The sequence below is a fragment of the Streptomyces sp. NPDC050658 genome (genome assembly GCF_044457025.1).
GTDB lineage: Bacteria > Actinomycetota > Actinomycetes > Streptomycetales > Streptomycetaceae > Streptomyces.
On the sequence record NZ_JBITGM010000012.1, the window covers coordinates 203832 to 226344 of the forward strand.

Annotated in this window: 21 protein-coding genes and 1 pseudogene; 17 read left to right on the forward strand and 5 right to left on the reverse strand. The window is 67.9% G+C overall.

Annotated features, from left to right (window positions below; translation table 11 throughout):
* Positions 1 to 571 precede the first annotated feature (571 nt).
* The 13 genes and pseudogenes from ACIBKX_RS33510 to ACIBKX_RS33570 all read left to right on the forward strand — a co-directional run bounded on the left by ACIBKX_RS33510 (position 572) and on the right by ACIBKX_RS33570 (position 14275).
* The gene (locus tag ACIBKX_RS33510) at positions 572 to 1675 is read left to right on the forward strand and encodes an aminotransferase class I/II-fold pyridoxal phosphate-dependent enzyme (protein WP_363275901.1); all 1104 of its coding nucleotides are present in this window, start codon (positions 572 to 574) and stop codon (positions 1673 to 1675) included.
* Between the two features lie 7 nt (positions 1676 to 1682).
* Positions 1683 to 3041 carry a glutamine synthetase family protein gene (locus ACIBKX_RS33515; protein WP_363275902.1) on the forward strand — a complete coding sequence of 453 codons (1359 nt, stop codon included), beginning with the start codon at positions 1683 to 1685 and terminating at the stop codon, positions 3039 to 3041.
* A 139-nt stretch (positions 3042 to 3180) separates the two neighbouring features.
* The gene (locus tag ACIBKX_RS33520; protein ID WP_363275903.1) at positions 3181 to 3627 is read left to right on the forward strand and encodes a gamma-glutamylcyclotransferase family protein; all 447 of its coding nucleotides are present in this window, start codon (positions 3181 to 3183) and stop codon (positions 3625 to 3627) included.
* Between the two features lie 69 nt (positions 3628 to 3696).
* Positions 3697 to 4527 (forward strand): PHP domain-containing protein, encoded by an 831-nt coding sequence (locus ACIBKX_RS33525; protein WP_363275904.1) that lies wholly within the window; start codon positions 3697 to 3699, stop codon positions 4525 to 4527.
* A gap of 486 nt (positions 4528 to 5013) precedes the next feature.
* Positions 5014 to 5475: a response regulator gene (locus ACIBKX_RS33530; RefSeq protein ID WP_363275905.1), complete on the forward strand. Its 462-nt coding sequence runs from the start codon at positions 5014 to 5016 to the stop codon at positions 5473 to 5475.
* A 271-nt stretch (positions 5476 to 5746) separates the two neighbouring features.
* Positions 5747 to 7456 (forward strand): hypothetical protein, encoded by a 1710-nt coding sequence (locus tag ACIBKX_RS33535; RefSeq protein WP_363275906.1) that lies wholly within the window; start codon positions 5747 to 5749, stop codon positions 7454 to 7456.
* Positions 7457 to 7823: 367 nt separating this feature from the next.
* Positions 7824 to 8301, forward strand: a pseudogene (locus tag ACIBKX_RS33540) (FAD-binding oxidoreductase); the annotation flags it as partial.
* Positions 8302 to 8451: 150 nt separating this feature from the next.
* Positions 8452 to 10275, forward strand: coding sequence for a thiamine pyrophosphate-requiring protein (locus tag ACIBKX_RS33545; protein ID WP_363275921.1), 1824 nt, complete (start codon positions 8452 to 8454; stop codon positions 10273 to 10275).
* A complete protein-coding gene (locus ACIBKX_RS33550) occupies positions 10272 to 10682 on the forward strand; it encodes an SDR family NAD(P)-dependent oxidoreductase (RefSeq protein ID WP_363275907.1) in 411 nt (136 codons plus the stop codon). Before ACIBKX_RS33545 ends, ACIBKX_RS33550 begins: the two co-directional genes overlap by 4 nt.
* Positions 10683 to 11280: 598 nt before the next feature.
* The gene (locus tag ACIBKX_RS33555) at positions 11281 to 11799 is read left to right on the forward strand and encodes a hypothetical protein (RefSeq protein ID WP_363275908.1); all 519 of its coding nucleotides are present in this window, start codon (positions 11281 to 11283) and stop codon (positions 11797 to 11799) included.
* Positions 11796 to 13133 carry a Tn3 family transposase gene (locus tag ACIBKX_RS33560; protein ID WP_363275909.1) on the forward strand — a complete coding sequence of 446 codons (1338 nt, stop codon included), beginning with the start codon at positions 11796 to 11798 and terminating at the stop codon, positions 13131 to 13133. Before ACIBKX_RS33555 ends, ACIBKX_RS33560 begins: the two co-directional genes overlap by 4 nt.
* 142 nt (positions 13134 to 13275) lie before the next feature.
* Positions 13276 to 13929, forward strand: coding sequence for a recombinase family protein (locus ACIBKX_RS33565; protein WP_363275922.1), 654 nt, complete (start codon positions 13276 to 13278; stop codon positions 13927 to 13929).
* A 46-nt stretch (positions 13930 to 13975) separates the two neighbouring features.
* Positions 13976 to 14275 (forward strand): SDR family NAD(P)-dependent oxidoreductase, encoded by a 300-nt coding sequence (locus ACIBKX_RS33570; RefSeq protein ID WP_399376781.1) that lies wholly within the window; start codon positions 13976 to 13978, stop codon positions 14273 to 14275.
* 292 nt (positions 14276 to 14567) lie between these two features.
* Here ACIBKX_RS33570 and ACIBKX_RS33575 read toward each other — a convergent pair whose 3' ends face one another.
* On the reverse strand, positions 14568 to 15116 hold the full coding sequence (locus ACIBKX_RS33575; protein ID WP_363275910.1) for a hemerythrin domain-containing protein: 549 nt from the start codon (positions 15114 to 15116) through the stop codon (positions 14568 to 14570).
* Positions 15117 to 15239: 123 nt separating this feature from the next.
* The gene (locus ACIBKX_RS33580; RefSeq protein WP_363275911.1) at positions 15240 to 15890 is read right to left on the reverse strand and encodes an ANTAR domain-containing protein; all 651 of its coding nucleotides are present in this window, start codon (positions 15888 to 15890) and stop codon (positions 15240 to 15242) included.
* 224 nt (positions 15891 to 16114) lie between these two features.
* Between ACIBKX_RS33580 and ACIBKX_RS33585 the strand changes: the two genes are divergently transcribed.
* On the forward strand, positions 16115 to 16483 hold the full coding sequence (locus tag ACIBKX_RS33585; RefSeq protein WP_363275912.1) for a helix-turn-helix domain-containing protein: 369 nt from the start codon (positions 16115 to 16117) through the stop codon (positions 16481 to 16483).
* A 179-nt stretch (positions 16484 to 16662) separates the two neighbouring features.
* Here the strand turns inward: ACIBKX_RS33585 and ACIBKX_RS33590 are convergent, their stop codons facing one another.
* Positions 16663 to 17205 (reverse strand): type 1 glutamine amidotransferase domain-containing protein, encoded by a 543-nt coding sequence (locus tag ACIBKX_RS33590; protein WP_363275913.1) that lies wholly within the window; start codon positions 17203 to 17205, stop codon positions 16663 to 16665.
* Positions 17206 to 17428: 223 nt separating this feature from the next.
* On the opposite strand from ACIBKX_RS33590, the gene ACIBKX_RS33595 reads away from it, so the two are divergent.
* Positions 17429 to 17728: a CBS domain-containing protein gene (locus ACIBKX_RS33595; RefSeq protein WP_363275914.1), complete on the forward strand. Its 300-nt coding sequence runs from the start codon at positions 17429 to 17431 to the stop codon at positions 17726 to 17728.
* Positions 17729 to 17870: 142 nt separating this feature from the next.
* On the opposite strand, the gene ACIBKX_RS33600 is transcribed toward ACIBKX_RS33595, so the two are convergent.
* Positions 17871 to 18419 (reverse strand): chemotaxis protein CheB, encoded by a 549-nt coding sequence (locus ACIBKX_RS33600; RefSeq protein ID WP_363275915.1) that lies wholly within the window; start codon positions 18417 to 18419, stop codon positions 17871 to 17873.
* A gap of 253 nt (positions 18420 to 18672) precedes the next feature.
* On the opposite strand from ACIBKX_RS33600, the gene ACIBKX_RS33605 reads away from it, so the two are divergent.
* Positions 18673 to 20424: a DUF2637 domain-containing protein gene (locus tag ACIBKX_RS33605; RefSeq protein ID WP_399376830.1), complete on the forward strand. Its 1752-nt coding sequence runs from the start codon at positions 18673 to 18675 to the stop codon at positions 20422 to 20424.
* Between the two features lie 106 nt (positions 20425 to 20530).
* Here the strand turns inward: ACIBKX_RS33605 and ACIBKX_RS33610 are convergent, their stop codons facing one another.
* Entirely contained in the window at positions 20531 to 20971 is a 441-nt protein-coding gene (locus ACIBKX_RS33610) for a hypothetical protein (RefSeq protein ID WP_363276345.1), read from the reverse strand.
* Positions 20972 to 21513: 542 nt separating this feature from the next.
* Between ACIBKX_RS33610 and ACIBKX_RS33615 the strand changes: the two genes are divergently transcribed.
* Positions 21514 to 22479 (forward strand): urea transporter, encoded by a 966-nt coding sequence (locus tag ACIBKX_RS33615; protein ID WP_363276344.1) that lies wholly within the window; start codon positions 21514 to 21516, stop codon positions 22477 to 22479.
* Positions 22480 to 22513: the final 34 nt, after the last annotated feature.

Sequence of the window (22513 nt, forward strand, 5' to 3'; positions counted from 1 at the left end):
GCCCGTCTTTCGTGGCCGAGTGAGTGAAGCCTCCGGCGGTGCACAGCAGGGAAAGCCGGTTCACCCCGGTGACAGGCTGGCGAGAATGCGGTGCAGCCAGCTTTGCCCTGTGCGGCCCGGACGTGTTGCCGACGATGGGCGACGGGGCTGCGGGTGCCGTAGCTGCTGCCCAGTTACGCGAGTCCCGCCGGCCGCACCCCAGAGTGCGGAGCGTGCGTACGCGCGGTGGCAAATGCCGTCGTTGAGACAGTGCGCCGAAGCGAGCGCACAAGCGCACAAGGTTGTACGGCGTGCATCACGTTGTCCACCTGGACCCTCTTCCTAAAGCCGGCCCTAGCCATTCCAATGGAGACGCCACCCACATCTCTCGGCAAGTTGATCTGCAAGTGGCCGAGAAACAGGGGGCGTTGGGGGTCAGAGGCTGGGCGTATGGCAGCGAGCCCGGTGTCTGTGGTGATCCTTCCAGGGACCATGCCCACGGCTGTCACCTTGCGTGGATCCTCCCGATGGGGCCTGCCCATCTCCGTCCATCTCTGCCGCTTCGGGTACACCGCCCCACGGAAAGAGCACTATGAAGAGCCACTCCACGAGTACAGCGCGTCCGATAGCCGGTGCCGCCCATCTGGCGGCACCGATCGACTGTTCACGCAACGAATTTCTCCATCCGCATCCGATCGCCGATGCGCGGCGTTGGCCGCGGCTGCGTGCCGGTGACATCTGCCGGTACCAGTCCAGCCCGCGGCTCCTGACGCACCTCTCCAAGCGGTTCGGGTGCGAACCGGAGCAGCTCCGACTGCACCATGGCGCCGAGGCCGCGCTCAAGGCCATCTTCGCCGCGATTGCCCGCATACCCGATGCCACGCTGCTGTTGCCCGAGCCGGGCTGGGACTACCACGGCACGCTCGCCCACCGGTACGGGATCCGCACCCAGCAGTACCGCTATCTGGAGCAGGGAGACCGGTACGTCCTCGACCTGCCCGACTTGCTACGGCGGATCGAGCACCTCGCCTGCCCGGTGCCGCTGATCGTCTCCCCGTCGAACCCGCTCGGCTGCAGGGTCCTGGACGACGAGCTGAAGGTACTGGCGGAAAGTGTCGCTGCCAGCCCCGGATACTGCATCGTCGATCAGGCGTACGCCGGGTTTGGAGCAGCGCCGAACCTGGACTGGTCGATCGGGCAGCTCCTCGCCGGCATGCCCTCGACCGTGCTGGTGCGCACCATGTCGAAGTACTACGGAATTCCCGGCCTGCGTATCGGGTTCACCGCCGCCGATCCGCGTACCCACGAGCAGCTGGGCCTGGACCCGGACTACCTCGGCTTCAGCGCATTCTCCGACGAGTACGCGGCGCGCTGCCTGGACGCCCATGACGACTTCGCGCGCATCGCCGAGGTGACAGTGGAGCAACGGCACGTGTTGGAAGCGGGCTTGACGGCGTTTCCAGGGTTTGCGGCCTACCGATCGGACGCCAACTTCGTACTGGTGCGCACGCCGGGACCCGCCTACGCGCGGTGGCTGGAAAGCTGGGGAGTGAAGGTCCGGACGTTCGGCTCACCCTTGGCCGACCGGATCCGGATCACGGTTCCACCGGAGGCCTACGTTCGGTTGATTCTTGCCGCCACCGAATCGTTTTCCTTCCGCCCTCCCATCGCTTCCACCACGACCCTGACCGGGTGATGACGCCATGCAAGCACAGCTCAGCCTCAGCCAACTGCGAGACCTTGCCAAGACCGGAGCGGTCGACACCGTCATCGTGGCACTGACCGACATGCAGGGCCGGTTACAGGGCAAGCGCTACCACGTCCAGCACTTCCTCGACGAGATCGCCGACGCCGGCGCCGAAGCCTGCGCGTACCTGCTGGCGACTGACGTGGAGATGCGGCCCATACCCGGCTATGAGCTCAACTCGTGGGAGACCGGCTTCGGTGACTTCGTGCTCTGGCCGGACCTGTCCACCCTGCGCATCGTGCCCTGGCAGCCCCGGACAGCCCTGGTGCTCTGCGACGCGAGGTGGCACGACGGCGAGGCCGTGCAGGCGTCACCGCGTCAGGTCCTGCAGCGCCAGCTCGACCGGCTCGCCGAGCGAGGACTCGTCGCCTACGTGGGCACGGAACTCGAGTTCATCGCCTACCACGACTCGTATCAGGAGGCGCGCCGCCGCCGCTATCACGGCCTCACCGCCACGACCGACTACAACGTGGACTACTCGGTGCTGGGGACAGCAGGCGCGGAGCCGCTCCTGCGACGCCTCCGCGGCGAACTGGTGGCCGCCGGGCTGGTGGTGGAATCCGCCAAGGGGGAGTGCAACCTCGGCCAGTTCGAGGTGGTGTTCCGTTACCAGGAGGCACTGACCACGGCCGACCACCACACCATCTACAAGAACGCCGCCAAGGAGATCGCCGCGCAGGAGGGTATGAGCCTCACCTTCATGGCCAAGGCGAACGAACGCGAGGGCAACTCCTGCCACGTGCACTTCAGCCTCCGTTCCGTCCAGGGCGAACCGGTGCTCGCCGCCGACCCGCACGGCTCGGAGATGTCCCCGCTCATGCGGCACTTCCTCGCCGGCCAGATGGTCGGTCTCGGCGACCTCACGCTGCTGTACGCGCCCAACATCAACTCCTACAAGCGGTTCGCCGAAGGCAGCTTCGCGCCGTCCCGTATGACGTGGGGCCGGGACAACCGCACGTGCGCGCTGCGGGTGGTGGGGCACGGCCCGTCGCTGCGGGTGGAGAACCGCGTGCCGGGCGCCGACGCCAATCCGTACCTGGCGCTGGCCGGGATGATCGCCGCCGGTCTGTACGGCATCGACGCGGAGCTGGCGCTGCCACCCATGGCGGTCGGCAACGCCTATGAGTCCGACCGACCCAGGCTCCCGGCGACCCTGCGTGAGGCCGCGGAGCGTTTCGACGCGTCGGTCCTGGCCCGGCAGGCCTTCGGTGACGACGTGGTGGACCACTACGTCAACGCCGCCCGAGTGGAGATCGCCGCCTCCGAGACGGCCGTCACTGACTGGGAGCTGATCCGCGGCTTCGAGCGGCTGTGACCAAAGCCGGGCCGCGTCGCCGACCACCCATAGAGCACTCATAGAGCACTCATAGAGAGTGAGCCGCCCCATGTCTCCGGCTTCCGTTCCCCGGCCCAGGACCGGTCCTGACCGGTTGGCAGCCCTGCCACCCGCCCCGGTGGCGCTGTTCGTGTACGGCACGCTCACCTTCCCCGACGTCCTGCGCGCGCTGCTCGGGCGAGTTCCGGCAACCGAGGAGGCGAGCGTCGAGGGCTGGCGGGCAGTGGCGGTGCCGGACCGCAGCTATCCCGTGCTGGTGTCGGGTACGGGGTGGACCCACGGCCTGGTTCTGCTCAATCTTCGACAGCAGGAATGGCAGATCATCGACGCCTACGAGGACAGCATCTACCAGCTGCGCGGGCTCCAGTTGATACCTGCTCACCACCAGGCGGTCGGCTACGTCAGCCAGGCCGGGCCGACCAGCGACGCCCCCAGTGACGCCCCGGCCACTGAAGCCCCGGCCTGGGACCGAGACCGCTTCGCGGCCGAGGATCTCGGTACCTATCTGCTGGGATGCCGTCGGTGGCGCCTGCGCGAGTTTCCGACTCTCTGCGGCGGGGATTGAACGGCGGCCCTGATGGTGGACGTCGAGAGTTACTCACTTCATGCACATACTAGTTCGAGGAGGACCGTCGTGCTGCCCTCTGACAATCACGTTCACAGTGAATGGTCTTGGGACGCCCACTTGGGGTCGATGGAATCAACCTGTGCCCGCGCGGCAGAGTTGGGGTTGCCTTCGATCGCCTTCACCGAGCATGCAGATCTAGGGCCACAAGTAATTCCACCGGGGGCTACCATCCCTGATCAACTGCAAGAATTTGTGTCAGATGGCTTCCTGCTCACGCCGCAGCTCGATCTAGAAGGATACTTTGAGTGCCTGGAGCGCTGCAGGCACATGTTCCCTGAGCTGCGGATCCTTTCAGGCGTCGAGCTGGGGGAGCCGCACTGGCACGTCGAGCGTGCAAGAGACCTGCTGCGACGCGGGAGATTTGAGCGCGTACTCGGATCGATGCATTCATTTCAATTCGGTGGAGGTGCGAGCGACTTTTGCTGGGGGCACGGCGAAGTTCCGGCAGGTGACGGACTCCGTACCTACCTGGAGGAAGTCATCATCATGATCAGAGAGTTCGACGACATGCAGGTCCTTGCGCATATCGACTACCCCGTACGGTACTGGCCAAGTGACGGTATTCCCTATGACGTATCGCATTTCGAGGAAGAGTATCGGGTGGTACTCCGGGAGCTTGCGGAGAGTGAGAGGGTGCTCGAAATGAATACGCGAGTCCCCATGGATTCTTGCATCATCCGCTGGTGGTACGAAGAGAAAGGGCGCGGCATTTCGTTTGCCAGCGACGCACACGACCCGGACTCGCTGGCATCCGGCTTCAAGCAGGCGGCATGGATGGCTCAAGCGAATGGATTCAAGCCGGGCCGCACGGCTGATGAGTTCTGGCGACGCGCGTGACTGTGTCGTACGGGTGCATCCATCACGGGCTCATGGTGGCACCGCACCGCAGTCGCCTCCACTGCCCTGGCTGATACGGCCACAGGCCCGTGCGTGCTGCCCCCAACACCGAACTCACGATTGCCCAGAGGCGATACGGGCGATACGGGCTCCATCCGTCCCGATCAGGAGGAGACTGGGCGCGGGAAGGCCGTGACTGCTTCCTCCTGGAGCCGCGGCTGTCCGGACAGCCATGAAGGCCGGCGACGCGCGGGAGTGCCTGCCTCCATGGGAGCTCAGAACCGGTGCCATCGTCGCTGCAGGGACCTGTGCGGCTCGATGTCGCCGGTCCCTGCGGCATGCCTTACTCGGCTGATGGCATCAACACAAGTTGAATGACGGCGGATGCTTCCTGCCGGACAACGGGAGTGAGTCTTTTCCGGCAGAACGGACCGTGTGACCCGTCAGGGGCATACGGTGCTTACTGGAGAAGGGGGGCTCTTGGCCATGTCGGACGATCCGAAGATCCTCATCGTCGACGACCACGTGGACACGCTGTTCGCGCTGGAGAGCACCCTGGCCCCACTCGGGTACGAGATGATCAGTGCGTCCAGCGGTGAGGAAGCGCTGAAGGTCATCCTCCGTGACGAAGTCGGCCTTGTCTTACTGGATTTACGCATGCCGGGGGTCAGTGGGTTGGAAGTGGTGCGCTACATGAGGCACCTCGAACAGACCCGAGGAATCCCCATCATCCTGATAACGGCTTTCGGGATCCGCCAGGACGTGTTCGCCGAGGCTTTCCGACTCGGTGTGGCCGACGTCGTCATGAAGCCGATCGAACCGCTGACGCTGCGCACCAAGGCGCACTATCTGTACGGCATGTACCAGCAGCTTCGGTCACTGCAACGAGAGGTTGCCGACCTCCGGGCCCATCTGGCCCTCACGCATCCTCCAGAGAAGCGGATCTAGCTGTCCGCAGCTGTCCGCGCGGCCGACGACAACGGAGAAGAACCCGACCACGGCCTTCGATACTCGGCCCGCGTCCTCGCCGCACTGGAGCCGGTCCCTGGCCGCGAACCTGCCCTGGCTGACAGGATCTGGCTTCGATACTCCCGAGGGATGACAGCGAACTGCGACATAGAAAGAGAGGAACTCATATGACGCCGGAGCCGTGAATCGCGGGCCCCGGCGATCCCGGTTGGGCATCGCATGCTTCGGCCGGAGCGAAAGGACCTCAGCGATGACAGCGATGAAGTTGTACGACGCGGTATGTTCCGTGGGTCGCCATCTGCCCTATCCGGGCGCCGACAGCAGCACCGGGGGAAGCCCGGTACCGCCCAGCTTGTACTGCCTGAGCGGGACCCACAGCAGCGGCGGAGTCACCTACGAGCGCTACGCCTGGGACCCTGCCTCCGGCAAGCCGTGGCTGGGCGACACCGCCCTCGACACCGGCACCCTCACCGCCCTGATCGGCGGCACCAACATCTTCAGCGACACGCAGGACGCGCTTCTTCTCGACGGCACGAAGCCGCTGGACGCCGCCCTCTGCTTGGCCGACCCTTCCAGCGTCTACGTCTTCCAAGGCGCCCAGTGCTATCGGGTATCCGTCGTCAAGCCCACCGGACAGGCAGGCAACACCGACACGCAGGCGCGCGCCATCAAGGACGTCTTCGGCTACGACTTCGGCGACAAGAACGGCAGCGTATTCCCCTTCCCCTCGGTCGACGCGGCCCTCTACTCACCTGCCGACAACAAGATCTGGTTCTTCTCCGGGCCCAATTGCGAGTCCTTCGACGCTGACACCTACCGCCCGGACCACTGGGGCCCCTCCAACGCGAACGGCGGCTGGGGCAGCTACAACCCCGCCATCGCCAACACTTGGAGCAGCCTCCCGAGCGACTTTGACACCGGCATCACCTGGGCCGCCACCAAAATCACCGACGCCGGAGAGCAGGACAGCGGCTGTTTGGTCAAAGGAACCAGCTGGTGGCCCGTCACCCCCAGCACCAGATCCAGCAATATCTACGTCCTCGCCGACCCCACCGGCCCGCAGACGTTCACCGTCCCCGACGGCGTGGAAGTCATCAACGTCGAACTCTGGGGACCGGGAGGCTTCGGAGGAGCCGGGTCCGACACGACGGCGGGAGGCGCCGGAGGTGCCGGCGCCTACATCAGAGACACCATGCCGGTCACCGCGGGCCAGACACTGACATTCCACATCGGCAATTACGGGGAAAACACCCGCAACGCGAGCACCGAAGAAGACGCCACCCTCATCGCCGGTGGCGGAGGCGGCGGGGGCGGCGCCGGCGACGGGGGCGGCAAGGGAGGCGCTGGAGGCGTCGGCGGTGCGGGGGGTGTGGGCGGCGTCGGCGGCGGAGGCAGCCCCGGCCCCGGAAGTCCCGGCAGCCCCGCCGCGACCGGGGGCGCCGGCGGCACCCCCGGCGCGGGCACCGGCGGTTACGGCCATGGTGGTTCCGGCACCGGGGGCGGCGGGCGCGGCGGAGCCCCGGGCAGCACCGGCAGTGGCGGAGCTGCCGGGGGCGGCGGCGGAAACGGGGGCGACGCCGGCATCAACTACGCCAACTCGGGCCAGCCCGGCTACTTGGGCAGCTCCGGAAGCGGTTCCAGCAACGGAGGCGGCGGCGGTGGCGGTGGGGGCGGCGGAGGCGGCGGCGCAGGAGACGGCGGCTACGGCACTGGCGGGGCCGGTGGCGGTGGTGGCACCGGCGGTGGGGACAATGGTGGCGGTGGGGGCGGCGGTGCCGGCGGTGCAGGCGGGGAACAGGGCCCTTCCCGCTACCCGCAAAGCGCCCACTTCGACCCTGGCTCGGGGGCAGCTCCCGCCGGTAACCCGCCCAGCGGCGCGGGCAACGGTGGGTCGGCCGGTCAGGCCGGCACGCTCGGCATGGGAGTAGGCGCCACCGGCGCCGTCAGAATCACCTGGTGAGAAGTCCCGCGGCACCTCGCCTGCACACCGTGCGTCTCCACCGGGCGGGGTTGTCGCTCACTCCCAGAGCTGCGGGCAGGCCGACAACCTCGCCTGGACCGGCGCTCGTCGCCGGTCCGTTGGTGCCGCGCTCCATCCTGTCCCGCCCCGACTCGTGGGCGCTGCCACGGCCGCCCACGCCAGGACATCCGCGGCCTGCCCGCCCCGCCGCGCGAAACCGCGCCGATTCCGACAAGGACCGTGCGACGAGCGGGTGAAGAGACACCCTTGCACCTTGCACAGACGGGTACCCGCAAGTGCGTCGGCGCCACTGACGGCGTCCTCACGCCACAATGCCCTGCCGGGTCCGGGAAGGCGGTTGCTCCTGATGAAGCGCACACCCCTCGATGCCCCAGCGGTGGACGTGCCCGCGGTGGAGGCCGCGCTGCGCGAGGCCGTGGACGCCGAGGTCCGGTTCGATCCCGGCAGCAGAGGCGCGTACGTCACCGACGGCTCCAACTACCGCCAGGTGCCGATCGGCGTGGTCGTCCCCCGGAGCGTCGAGGCCGGGGCCCAGGCCGTCGAGGTGTGCGCGCTTCGACGCCCCCGTCCTTTCGCGCGGTGGCGGCACGAGCCTGGCGGGGCAGTCGACGAACACCGCCGTGGTGATCGACTGGCCCAGGTACTGCGACGCGTTGGTCCGCGTGGATCCGGGCGGGCGCACGTGTGTGATCGAGCCGGGGATCTTCCTGGACCAGCTCAACCGGCAACTGTCCGACCACCGGCTCCAGTTCGGGCCGAACCCTTCCACGCACAGCCACTGCGCACTCGGCGGAATGATCGGCAACAACTCCTGCGGGGGCTCCCTGTCCGGCGAGCACGGCGACGGCCACCGCGGGCGCGGCCGCCCTCACCGCGACCGCGGCCGGCCGGAGCGCCCTCAGGTACCTGCGCCTCCCCTGACGGCGCCTTTTGACGGCGCCTTCGAACGCAACCTTCCGGAAAGGTCTTCGAACATGTCGATGAAGGTCTCCGATCACGTCCTCGAGCGTCTGCGTGACTGGGACGTGGAGCATGTCTTCGCCTACGCCGGCGACGGGATCAACGGACTGCTGGCGGCCTGGGGCCGGGCGGACGACAACCCCCGGTTCATCCAGGCCCGTCACGAGGAGATGGCAGCCTTCCAGGCGGTCGGGTACGCCAAGTTCTCCGGCAAGCCCGGTGTCTGCGCGGCCACTTCGGGGCCGGGCGCCATCCATCTGCTCAACGGTCTGTACGACGCCAAGCTGGACCACGTTCCGGTCGTCGCGATCGTCGGGCAGACCAACCGCAGCGCCATGGGCGGTTCCTACCAGCAGGAGGTCGACCTGCTGAGCCTCTACAAGGACGTCGCCTCCGACTTCTGCGAGATGGTCACCGTCCCCGAGCAGCTGCCCAACGTGCTGGACCGGGCGATGCGCACCGCCATGGCCCGCCGGTCGGTGTGCGCCGTCATCATCCCCGCCGATGTGCAGGAACTGGCCTACTCGCCGCCCGAGCACGCCTTCAAGATGGTGCCCTCCAGCCTGGGCATGCCGCGCTGTGCACCGGTCCCCGCGGACGACGAACTCACGCGCGCCGCCGAGGTGCTCAACGCGGGCGAGCAGGTCGCGATCCTGGTCGGGCAGGGTGCCCGCGGTGCTCGCCCTGAGGTCATGGCGGTGGCCGACCGGCTCGGCGCCGGAGTCGCCAAGGCCCTGCTGGGCAAGGACGTCTTGGACGACGACCTGCCCTACGTGACGGGTTCCATCGGCCTGCTGGGCACCAGGCCGTCGTACGAGCTGATGATGGGCTGCGACACCCTCCTCGTCATCGGCTCGTCCTTCCCCTACACCCAGTTCCTGCCGGAGTTCGGGCAGGCGCGGGCCGTGCAGATCGACATCGACCCGCACATGGTCGGCCTGCGCTACCCGTTCGAGGTCAACCTCGTCGGCGATGCCCGCGAGACACTCAACCGGCTGCTGCCCCTCCTCAGGGCGAACCCGCACAAGAGCTGGCGCAAGCAGATCGAGAAGAACGTCTCGCGCTGGGGACAGGTCATGCAGCGGCGCGCCGCCGTCGACGCCGACCCGATCAACCCCGAGTACGTCGCGCACGCCCTGAGCGATCTGCTGCCCGACAACGTCATCATCTCCGCGGACTCCGGTTCCGCGGCCAACTGGTACGCCCGCCACCTCACCCTGCGCGGCGCCATGCGCGGCTCGCTGTCCGGCACCCTGGCCACCATGGGGCCGGGGGTGCCCTATGCCATCGGCGCCAAGTTCGCGCACGGCGACCGGCCGGCGATCGCGCTGGTCGGCGACGGCGCCATGCAGATGAACGGCATGGCCGAGCTGATCACTGTCGCCAAGTACTGGCGCGAGTGGGAAGACCCGCGCCTGATCGTGGCCGTTTTCAACAACCAGGACCTCAACCAGGTCACTTGGGAGATGCGCGCCATGCAAGGCGCACCGCAGTTCTTGCCCTCCCAGTCCATCCCCGATGTCCCCTACGCCGACTTCGCCCGCCTGATCGGCCTGGACGGCAGGCGCATCGAGAAGCCCGGCGAGGTCCAGGATGCCTGGCAGGCCGCTCTGGCCGCCGACAGGCCCTGCGTGCTCGACTTCACCACCGACCCCGCCGTGCCGCCGATCCCACCGCACGCCACCCTCGACCAGATCGAAGCGGCGGCAGAGTCGATCCTGAAGGGCGACAGCGACCGCGTCGGCATGGTCCGCCAGGGACTGAAGGCCAAGATGCAGGAGTTCCTGCCCGGGCGGCGGCACCGCGAGGACCGGCCCGGCGCCGAGGACGAAGAGTGAGCCACAGCCCGTTCCCGCCGACGCTCCCGAGGCGGACGCCACTGAGCCGGGGCGAGCGCCACGCCCACGTCACGGCGGACGGAGAACCGGAGATTACGTCACCTCCGGGTACCACGGGCCTGCGGGCCCAGAACCCGGCCTGCACCATGGACGCCGCCAGGGAGTTCGAGTCGCTCGGCGGCCGGTCACTGGTGCACGAGGCCGACCCGGACCAGGTGGAAGCCGCCGTCGCGGCTACCGAGGAGCACTTCGGCCCCGTCGATGTGTGGATCAACTGCGCGTTCAGCACGGTCTTCGCGCGGTTCGAGGAGATCTCGTACGACGAATACCAGCGGGCGACGGAGGCGATGTACCTCGGTTTCGTCAACGGCACCCGGTCCGCGCTGCGGCGGATGGGGTGCCGGTAAGAACGCTGTCACCAGCCGCAAACGGCGGTGATCTTGCGTGGTCGTCACCCGTGTGGGTGAGTCCGGGGTCGTACAGCTGCCCGGGGTGAGGCCCCGAGAGGACGATCGACGATCGTGGCCCGTACCTCTTTGGACCTGGACGACCTGGTCGAGCACGGGACGCTGTTGAAGGATGAGCAGGCGCTTGTGTCCGGCAAGCGTGGTCCGACGCGACTGGGCTTCGCCGTGTTGCTGAAGTTCTATACGCAGCACGGTCGGTTTCCTCGGGGCCGGTTCGAGTTGCCGGTGAGGGCGAGGACGGCCCGCTGGTCCTGGGGAAGATCAAGGAGGCTCCGGGCAATGTGAGCCTGGAGACGATGCTCACCGAGATCGACAAGCTGCTCGCGGTCCGGGCGGTCGGGCTGCAGGCGGGCCTGTTCGCCGACGTCGCGCCGAAGGTGGTGGCCGGGTGGCGGGCGCGGGCCGCGGTGGATTCCCCCTCCCATCTGCGCACGCACTCGCTGCCGCTGCGGGTGACGCTGCTGCACGAGCGGGAGCGGGAGATCACGGACACGCTGGTCGAGTTGCTGATCTCCACGGTGCACCGGATCGGGGCGCGGTGGAGAAGAAGGTCACCGAGCAGTTGGTCAACGCGTTCAAGAAGGTGTCGGGCAAGGAGAACATCCTCTTCAAGCTCGCCGAGGCGTCGATCGGCGAGCCGGAGGGCACGGTCCGCGAGGCCGTCTACCCGGCGGTCTCCGGCGGAGAGCAGACGCTGCGGGAGCTGGTGCACGAGTTCAAGACCCGTGGCCCGGTCTACCGGCGCACGGTGCAGACCACGTTGAAGGCGTCGTACACGAACTACTACCGGCGCGGGCTGATCAGGCCGCTGGACGTGCTGGAGTTCCGCTCGTCCAACCACACCCACCGGCCGGTGATCGAGGCGTTGGCGCTGTGGTCCGGTACGCGGCGGCCGACAACACCACGTACTACCCGCTGGGCGAGATGGTGCCGGTGCACAAGGCGATGGGCGGGGACTGGGCCGAGGTCGTCCACCGCACCGACAAGCGGGGTCGGCGCCGGGTGGTGCGCATGGTCTACGCGGTCGTCGCCTTCCAGGACCTGCGCGAGCAGATGACCACCGAGCTGACGCTGCTGAACGATGGGATGCCGCGCTTGAGCTGGCTGGACATCGCCGAGCGGAAGTCCGGGGCGATCCGGCTGACCCCGGCCGAGGCCCAGCCCGAGCCGCGCAACCTGCGCAGGATCAAGGGTGAGGTACAGCGCCGGTGGGGCATCGTGCCGCTCATCGACATGCTGAAAGAGGCCGTCCTGCGCACCGGCTGCCTGGACGCGGTCACCTCGGTCTCCGGCGGCGGCTCCCTCTCGGTGGAGGTCCTGGCCGAGCGCCTGCTCCTGGTGATCTACGCCTACGGCACGAACACCGGGATCAAGGCCGTCGCCTCCGGCGGTCACGGCCACACCGAGGACGAACTGCGCTACGTCCGCCGTCGCTACCTGTCTGCCGAGGCCGCCCGCGCCATTGCTATCCAGATAGCAAACGCCACCTTCGCCGCCCGCAGCACCGAGCTGTGGGGCCAGGGCTCGACCGCGGTCGCCTCGGACTCCACCCACGTGCGGGCCTACGACCAGAACCTGTTCACCGAGTGGCACTCGCGCTACGGCGGCCGCGGGGTGCTCATCTACTGGCACGTGGAGAAGAAGTCCCTGGCCATCCACTCCCAGCTGATCAACTGCACCGCTTCCGAGGTCGCCGCGATGGTCGAGGGCGCGATGCGGCACGGCACCACCATGGACGTCGAGGCCAACTACACAGACAGTCATGGCCAGTCGGAAATCGGGTTCGGCATCACGAGGCTGCTGAACTTCGACCTGCTGCCGCGCATCAAGCGGATCAACAAGGTCAAGCTGTACCGGCCCGTGGTCGGCGAACCGGACGCCTACCCGCAGCTCACCCCGGCGCTGACCCGCCCGATCCGCTGGGAACTCATCACCCAGCAGTACGACCAGATGATCAAGTATGCCACCGCGATCCGGACCCGCACCGCGTCGACCGAGGCGATCCTGCGCCGCTTCACCCGCAACGCCTCCCACCCCACCTACGCGGCGATGCTGGAGGTCGGTCGCGCTCAGAAGACCATCTTCATTGCCCGCTACCTGCGGCTTCGCGACCTGTTCACGCTTGCAGAGGTGCTGGCCGAACAGGAACGTGTGCTGGGCCCGGACCACTGCGAAACTCTTGTCACCCGGCGAGATCTGGCCTCTCTGCGAGGCGAGGCGGGCGACCCGTCCGGGGCCGTGGCTGCCCTTGAGCAACTCCTTCCCGACAGCGAGCGAGTGCTGGGCCCAATTCGCCCCCTGACCTTCGCCACCCGGAGCGCTCTTGAGAAGTGGCGAGAAAGGAGCGACCAGTGGTCCGGAAGCGACCGATTGATGAGCAAGATCGATTAGCGGGGGTTCGCGACCGGATCGACGGCGGATCATACTCGTAAAACGGTGTCAGAAAGTCGGCGTGCTCAAGAACCTGAACCCCACCGTTTTCTGTACGATCTCGCGGGTGCAGACAGCTTCCGACGACGACACTGCCGATCTCCTGACTCCTGTCCCCGCCGTACGGACCGGTGCCCTCGTGGGGTACGCCCGCGTATCGACGAAGGGACAGTTGCTCGACCGGCAGATCCACGCACTCACCGAAGCGGGCTGTATCCGGATCTTCGCCGACAAGAAGTCCGGCAAGAACGCTGATCGCGAGGAACTGTGGAAGACGCTCGACTATCTCCGCGAAGGAGACACCCTCGTCGTCCCTTCCCTGGACCGGCTCGGTCGCTCGATCCAGGACCTCATCGCCATCGTCTCCGGCCTGCGCAAGCGCGGCATCGGCTTCACCTCGCTACACGAGGCGCTCGACACCACCACGCCGGGTGGGCGTCTGGTCTTCCACGTATTCGCTGCCCTCGCGGAGTTCATCCGCGAACTCATCGTGCAGGGCACCAGCGAGGGTCTGGACGCCGCCCGCGCCCGCGGCGCCCGGCTGGGCCGTCCGCCGGCCATGACCGAGGAACAGGTGGGTCACGCCCGGGATCTGCTCACCCGCCCGGGGAACACCGTCACGTCCATCGCGAAGCTCCTGGGCGTCAGCAGGAACACGATCCACAAGTACGTACCCGAGCTGAAGGGCGGGCGGGTCGCGCTCGCCGAGGCGACGGCCGCAGCTGAACTGCCCCGGCCTGCGAAGTCGGCGGAGTAGACCAGCCGTTTGCGGCTGGTGACAGCGTTCTTACTGGCACCCCCGGATGCTGCCCCGGGACCGGGGCACGATCGTGCAGGTCGGCTCGGCGCTGGGGGAGCGGTCGCTGCCCTTGCAGTCGGTCTACTGCGGGGCCAAGCACGCCATCAACGGCTTCATCTCATCGCTGCGCACCGAACTGCTGTACCGCGGCAGCAGTGTCCGGGTCACCGTCGTCCGGCCCGTCCCGCCCATCTGGGCCAACCGCATCATGCCTGCCCTGCTCGACCGCTGTCTCGCCCGCACCGGCTTCGACTCCCAGCAGACCGAGCGGCGGCCACCGACCGGTGACGGCAACCCTTTTTGAACCCGTCGACGGACCACAGGGCACCGACCACGGTGCTCACGGCATCTTCGACGACGCCTCGCAGGGCCGGTCAATCGAGGCCGCGCTGGCCCGCCACCCGGCTGGCGTCGCCTGCGCACTCACGGCGGGCGCCGCTGCCGTGGCCAGGGCGACGCGCAGACGGCGCGCCCGGTGAGCCGCTGTCTCAGGCCTGGCGCCGACCGGGACAAGGGGGCCCTTCGCTCGTCCCGTGTCCCGGTCGGCGTGTCCCGGTGTAGGCGTGTCCCGGTCGGCCCGGTGGCCGGAGCCGGGCTTAGCCCATCGCTTTGCGTACGACGTCACGCGTGCGGTCGATCACCGCCGCGACCGGCCCCACCGCCATGTTCTTCAGGGCGGTGTCCGTGCCCGGATGCGGGCGGGTCGGGGCGAGGGCCTCCGCGGCCTTGACCGCGCGGGCCAGGTTCTCCAGCTTGGAGCGGTCGGCGACCCGCGCGAAGTGGGCGAACTCGTGGCGCTCCTCGGCGTCCGCGTGGGCCAGCACGTCCTGCCGCAGTGCGGCGAACAGGTCGAGGAACTCGGGGGAGTCGGGGTCCATCCCGTCCAGTTGGGACAGCGCCCGCTTGGCGTGTTCCTCCTCCTCGACCCGGTCCTTGACGACGAGTTCGCCGCCATTGATGCTCCGGCGGGCGAAGGGGTGGACAACCTCCTCCTCGGCGGTCTCGTGCACCGCGAGAAGGCGGACGAGTTCCTGGAAACTCTGCTTGCGCTCGTCGCCCTTGGCGGCCGCCACCTCGTCGAGCAGTGCACGGATCCGCGTGTGCTGCGCCTTGAGCAGTTCCACGACGTCGGTGTTCTCGTTCATCCTCTCGTCTCTTCCCTCTGTCGGCGAATGGTGCGGAGGTCGGCGAGTACCCGGCAAGGCATGCGTTACGCGTCCGTCCCGGCCGGGTACCCGGCGAGCTCGGTCCCTTTCGCCGCCCCGGACTCAGCCCTCGCCGTCGGGGCGCGCCGGCGAGGGCACCCCGGCTGTCTGCAGCCCGGCGAGCGTCGCCGCCATCTGCTGCTTGAGCGGCTCCGGAAACGAGTCTCCCTTGACGGCACTGACCAGTTCCTCGGCGACCAGATGCAGTTTGGTGTTCGTGTTCTGGGAGAGTGAGACCAGGACGTTCCAGGCGTCCTGGGCGTCCAGGCTGTAGGAGGCCATCAGGACTCCGCGTGCCAGGTCGATGACCGGCCGCGTCTCCATGGCCCGCCGGAGCTGACAGATTTCGGTACGAAGATCCTGCTCGGCATCGTCGGGCGGCCCGGAGGGGCCGGTCTCGTGGGCCTCGGCCGGGACGCTGAGCAGATACAGCCGGCCGGTTGCCGAAAGCAGCCTGCGCACGGCGGCGTTGGCGCGCTGGACGGTGACGCTCTTGCCGCTCTCCAGGGCGTACCGGCGCACGCGCAGCAGGGCGTTGAGGCCGGAGCAGTCGAAGAAGTCGACGCCGTCCAGGTCCAGGTCGATACCGTGCACCGAAGAGTCGAGGGCCGTGCGCAGACCGTCCTCCAATTCGTGCTCGGTGACGATGCCGGCCTCGCCGGTCACCGCCACGACCGTCCGGTCGTCCGTGGGACGGACTGCGATGCCGAGCAACTGCGCACGCTCGGAGCGCGGCGGACAGAAGCACGTGGTACGAACTGCGTCGCCCGGGGTGGGCTGCGTGGGAAGTGCGGGTTCTGGCATGGCACCTTCTCCGTGGCATCCGGGCGCGCGGCCGCCCCCTCCAGACTCAGCTCGCGAGGGTCGTACGTCAAGAGATACCGGAAATGCAGTTCGGGCTTTTGAAAGCGTGAATCAAACCCCCTATCTTGGCAGACATGGGTGGAGTACCTGAATCACACAGCGGTTGGACGTTCCTCACCAATCACGCCCGTGTGCTGGCCGCGATCGCCGACGATCCCACCACCCGCATCCGGGACATCGCCGCGCGCTGCCGCCTCACTGAGCGCGCCGTCCAGAAGATCGTGTCGGATCTGGAAGGAGGCGGCTACCTCTCCCATACACGGCGAGGCCGCTCCAACGCGTACCGCATCGAAGCGGGGACCATCCTGCGCCACCCGGCCGACTCGGGCCTCACCGTGGCGGAGCTCCTCTCACTCCTCGTCCAGCACGACGATCACGGCGACAGACACCGGGAGTTGGAAACGGCACCGCCGCAGGCGGGCGGCCCGGAAGCCGACAGCTGACCGACGGCCGTGCGGCCCCGGGGAGCGGGTCTGGCACCGGCCTCCTGCCAAGGCCGCTGGATGGTGGCCCGTGTTGGTCTGGCCATACCGGGAAGTTGGGGCGAAGAAGTTCACCGGGTTGCGGTCCAACACCATGCGTTCCGACGGTCCCGCTCCTTGGGGATGCCGATGGTCTGACCTCAGTCGGTGGCCTTGGTGAACTCCGCGAGGAACGCCTCGCAGAACGCCTTGAGGTCGTCGGGGCGGCGGCTGGTGACGAGGGTGCTGCTCCCGGCGTCGCATACCGTGACCTGCTCGTCGACCCAGTTGCCACCGGCGTTGCGGATGTCGGTGCGCAGGCTCGGCCAGGAGGTGAGGGTGCGGCCGCGCACCACATCGGCCTCGACCAGCAGCCAGGGTGCGTGGCAGATCGCGGCGACCGGCTTGCCCGCCGCGAAGAACTCCTTCACCAGCGCGACCGCCTGCCCGTCGAGGCGCAGGGCGTCGGGGTTGGCGACCCCGCCGGGCAGCAACAACGCGTCGAAGTCGTCTGCCGTCACTTGGCCGACGACCTGGTCGACCGGGAAGGTGTCGGCCTTGTCGAGGTGGTGGAACGCCTGGATCCGGCCGGACTCGGTGGACACCAGGCAGACCTCGCCGCCGGCGTCACGCGCCGCCTGCCACGGGTCGGTGAGTTCGACCTGCTCGACGCCTTCGGGGGCCACAAGGAACGCGATCTTCATGGGGGCATGCTCCTCAACTGGGTATATCGGCGTGAAGCCGACACGCGGGCGGTGCCTCGGGTAGCCCGCGCGCCACCCCACGAAACTCGCCCCAGCCGCCGGAGGCGTGAGGGGGGTATGAACACGGGGACGGTGGGTACTTCGGAGGCCCGGCCGCGGCGACGGACGCCGCCGGCATCGCAACGGGAACCGCCACAGGAACCAGGAACAGGGAGGTATGGACGTGACTACCGCCCGAGAGATCATGACGCCCGGCGCCGAGTGCATCGGCGAAGGGGAGAGCGCACTGGACGCAGCCCGGTGGATGAAGGAACTCGGCACCGGCGCACTGCCGATTTGCGGTACGGACGACCGGCTCAAGGGCATGCTCACCGATCGCGACATCGTGACCCGGCACAAGGTCCGCAGGCTGCCCGTCATCGACAAGCACCGACTCGTCGGCATCATCGCCCAGGCAGACGTGGCCCGTGCGCTGCCCAACCCGCAGGCCGGTGATCTGCTGGAGGCGATCTCCGCGGGGTGATCCGCGCCGCGATCTGTGAACCGGGCTCGCGGGAAGGCTTGAAGGCTGGAAAACCGAACGGCCGGAAGGCCGAAAAGCCGGAAGCCGTAGAGCCAGGAGACCGGCAGGCCTCGCGCGCGAAGCCCCTCACCGCGCCATGACCTCAACAACGCCGCACCAGCCGAGCGATGGCCGGTGCGATGTCCTCCAGATGCAGTACGAGGTCGACCAGCCCGGTGTTGATCGCCGAGCGGGGCATGCCCTGGAAATCGGCTGTGTCAGGGTCCTGCACGATGACGGTGCCACCGTGTGCCTTCACGGCGGTGATGCCCTGGGTGCCGTCGCCGTCGGTTCCGGTGAGCACGCAGGCGATGGTCCTGGAGCCGTAGGCTTCCGCGGCGGACTCGAAGAGCGGGTCGGCGGCCGGCCGGGCGTAGTTCACCCGCGCTTCTTGGGTCAACGCCAGCTTCTTCCCCGTCCGCACACACAGGTGCTGGTCGGGCGGAGCGATGTACACGGTGCCCGGGCTCGGGCCGTCACCGTCCTGGGCCAGCTTGACCTTGAGGTCGGTCCGGCGGGACAGCACGGAGACGATCCGTGTCTCGCGGGAGCGGCGCAGGTGCTGCACCACCAGCACGAACGCCGGAAGCTCGCTGTCCAGGCCGCGCAGCAGGGTCCCCAGCCCCTCGATCCCGCCCGCGGAGGCAGCCACCAGAACGCAACACTCATCGGAAGCAGATGAAGAACCGGTACTCACGTCCGGAGAGTAACCCGGCTTCTGCCGAACAATTCAGAGCGACGAGGCCCCGCGACCGACTGTTCATCCTCACCTGCACTGCGTGCAGGTGAGGATCACTCACCGTGAGAGTGTTACGTCTGAGCAGCGTGTGAGTGACAGAGGCGGGGGAGGCTGCGTCATCGTGGCAGCAGGGCAGGCGGAGCACTCCGAGCGTGAGGGGCGCCCGATCGAACTCGGGCGCACGCAGCGCATCTTGATCGGTGTGGTCGTCGCGGGTGCGGTGGTGATTGCCGGTATCGGTTTCGCGGGGTCGTATGCGGCCGTGCGCGAGCTGGCGGAGAAGAAGGGCTTCGGCGGCTTCTCGGTGGTCTTCCCGATCGGCATCGACGCGGGCATCTGCGTCCTGCTGGCCCTGGACCTGCTGTTGACGTGGATCCGTATCCCCTTCCCGCTGCTGCGCCAGACGGCGTGGCTGCTGACCGCGGCGACGATCGCGTTCAACGGGGCTGCGGCCTGGCCCGACCCGCTGGGCGTGGGCATGCACGCCGTCATCCCGGTGCTGTTCGTGGTCGCCGTCGAGGCGGCCCGGCACGCCGTGGGCCGCATCGCCGACATCACCGCGGACAAACACATGGAGGGCGTCCGCCTCACCCGCTGGATCCTCTCCCCGATCCCCACCTTCAAGCTGTGGCGCCGCATGAAGCTGTGGGAACTGCGCTCCTACGAACAGGTCATCAAGCTCGAACAGGACCGCCTCATCTACCAGGCCCGCCTCCAGGCCCGCTTCGGCCGCTCCTGGCGCCGCAAGGCCCCCGTCGAATCCCTCATGCCCCTGCGCCTGGCCCGCTTCGGGGTACCGCTCGCGGAGACCGCACCCGCGGGACTCGCCGCCGCAGGCATCGGTGCGGCGGGGCAGCAGCATGAGACCCCCGCTGCCGATGTGCACCGCGTACCGGTCCAGCAGACCCCGGTGACGGGGGAGGAGCGGATACCCGTCGGTCCGCCGCAGCAGCCCGAAGCGCTCCTCGCCGCAGCCGGCGACGGACACGGCCCGGATCCGGAACTGCTGTCGGCGGACGGGACGTACCCGGAGGGGTACTTCGACGCCTACCGCGCGTTCGTGGCGCAGCACGGCGTCTACCCCACGGCTCACCAGTTCAGCTACTTCCTCATGGACGCCTACGGCATCGCGCAGCACGACGGGCAGCCGTTGCCGCACGACCAGCTCGGCTCGATGACCCAGCACTTCGAGCAGCGCGACGCGGGCCGGTCGCTGCCACCGCAGGCCACACCCACCGACGCGTCTCGGGACGAGGACACGGGGGACGAATGGGCCGCGTTCGTTCAGGACGCGGCCCGCCTGTATGCCGCCGAGGTCGGGGAGCTCCCCGACCCCGCGACCTTCAGTTCGTTCCTGGCGTCGCGGTACAGGCTCAGCGGCCCCGACGGTTCCCCGCTGGGCGAGGACACGCTGACGGAGCACCTGGCAGCCGTCGCAGCCGAAGGACAAGCCGCCCCGCGCGTCGACGCACCGCACCCCGACGGTGATGACGCATCGGCGGCGCCGGTGGACGGGACTGCGGCGCAGCTCACCACGGTTGACCGCTACTACCTGGCCTGGCTCGGTTACCAGAACGCCCACGGCACCGAGCCCGCGGACAAGGAGTTGTCGGCCTACTTGGCCGAGAACGGCGTGACGGCACGCAGCGGAGCCCCGGTCGACCCGAGCACCCTGCGCCGCTACTTGCCCCAGTTCCGTATCTACGCTGTCTGGGCCGCCGAACGGCAGCACACCGAGCAGCCGAGCATCGCCGACGTCGTGCGGCAACTCGCGCGCCAGGGCGTGCAGAAGCGCCACATCAAGGACGCCGAGAAGGCCGCCTGGCGGGAGCGCGAAGTCCGGGCGATGGCCGAGCAGGCCGGTTTTGAGCGGCGGTACCAGGCGATCACCGCTGACACGGACAGCGTTGCGACCTGACGTCGTGCCCGGGTGACAGGCCCTCAATCCAGGTCGACCACTCGACCGGTACGGGCCCGTCGGCCCTTTTCCTTGAAAATTGCCGGGCGGGCCCTTCGGACACCGTTTAGAAAGTGCGAAGCGGTATGTCCTCGATGGGTTCGCTGAGCTCCACGCGCACAGTCTTGTGGAACCGGTCGCCGTCCCAGCTGGTGGGTTTCAGCGTGTAACCGTTGGGCGCGGTCAGTTGTACCGGGAGATCACTGTCGTTATCTTTGGGGAAGTCCCAGTCGACCTTCACTCGGTCTTCCGAAAGGCCAACCGTGTAGGTGGCATATCCCCAGAACCTGTAACTCTTGGTTCCCCCGATACCCCAATTTATATCCCCGGACTTCTGCCCGAAAGTGACTCGCTCGCCCGGGTGGATTCGCGGCTTGGGGGCTTCGTCCCATCCCGTTTCCGGGTTCGTGGAGTAATCGGAGGTGGAGTAAATGTCGTCGCCCTCCAAGACCAGGGTCTGGCTTGTATTGTTGGTAAACTCAATGTCGCAGTACCAGTACGATGTCATTATGCTCTCACACTCCTGATTCTAGTGATGCTTATCTATGGGCGCGCTGTTTTTGCGGCGCGTCCAAACTGTTGTATGTGCCTCATTTCGCATCTGCCCTCGCGTGGGCGTGGGCGGGCAAGCGTCGGGCCTCGGGTTCAAGGCGGCGGAGCCGACGCGGCCTGGGGCAACCCGTGCAGCGGTCCAGGGCCGATCCGTGCCTCGGTTGCGTGAACGGCGTACGCCGACCATGAGGATCCTGGAATTCTGAGCGGAATTCGCCTTACGTGAATAATGGTCAAGCGGGACAAGGTGTCGGGCTCAGGTGAACGAGTTCCAAGGCGTCGGTCAACTGCCTTTGACTGGTGCGATGTTGAGTCAGTTGACTTTGGCCGTGTGTCACCCGGCTGGATCGTGCGGCCGTCCGCACCAAGATCTATCTATTTCCGCTGAGGTCGCACTCCATGACGTTCTGCGTATGCGCCCCAGGCCCTGTTGCTCTAGCGTCATCGGTGTCCCCATGGAGGGCGGCGCCCGCTCTCCTTTCCGGAAAGCGGAGTTCAATGCTCAAGGAGCTTGACCGGTGGCTTGAATCATGCAGAAAACACCCGATCAAATTCATCACGGAAGTCGTCAAGGGAATTGCCCAAGTCGACTTCATGCCCAGCGTCCTGTGCGGCCTCTTCTTCATCGCCGCGCTCTTTGCCGCAGGTTGGCAGTACGGCTTGTACGCACTGCTCGGCACCGCGGTCTCCACGGCCACCGCCTACGCCCTGGGTGCCGACCGGGGGCGTATCGCCGCAGGCCTGAAGGGCTTCAACGGCTGTCTGGTGGCGACCGGTTACGCGGTCTTCCTCGGGGCCGATCACCTGTCCACGGTCCTGCTGGCCATCGGCGGCTGTGTCACCGTCGTAGTGGTGACCGCGGCCCTGGCAGACATCCTCGCCACCTGGAACATCCCGACCTTCACCCTCCCGTTCTGCATCATGGCCAGCGCGATGACCATCGCCGCGCCGAGCTTCGAGCGGGTCTGGCACCAGGGCGCCGGGCTCGCGCAGCTGCCCAAGGCGAGTTCGGAGCCGACGAGGCTGGCCTGGGACGACCTCTGGCACGCGTTCTTCGCGAACGTCGGCCAGATCTTCTTCATGCCGCAGTGGTACGTCGGCCTGCTCTTCCTCGTCGGCATCTTCGTGGCCAGCCGGGTCGCGGGCCTGATGGCCTGCGTCGGCAGCCTCGTCGGGATCTTCACCGCGTGGGTGCTCGGCTCCCCGGCCGCCGGTGTGCACCAGGGGCTGATGGGCTACAACGCGGTCCTGGTCGCCATGGCCCTGTGCGGGGTCTTCATCAAGGTCAGCGGATGGAGCGTCGTATACGCGGTGATCGGTGCCGCTGCCGCGACCGGCCTGACGGCCGCCATGACCAACTTCTTCGACCCGTTCGGCGGCCACACCTTCACGTGGCCCTTCGTGCTCACGGCGCTGGCGTTCGTCGCGGCCGTCCCCGCCCTGGCGCGGCTGCGCAGGGTCTGACGGCCCGGCACGGACGTACAGGACCCACGAAGGC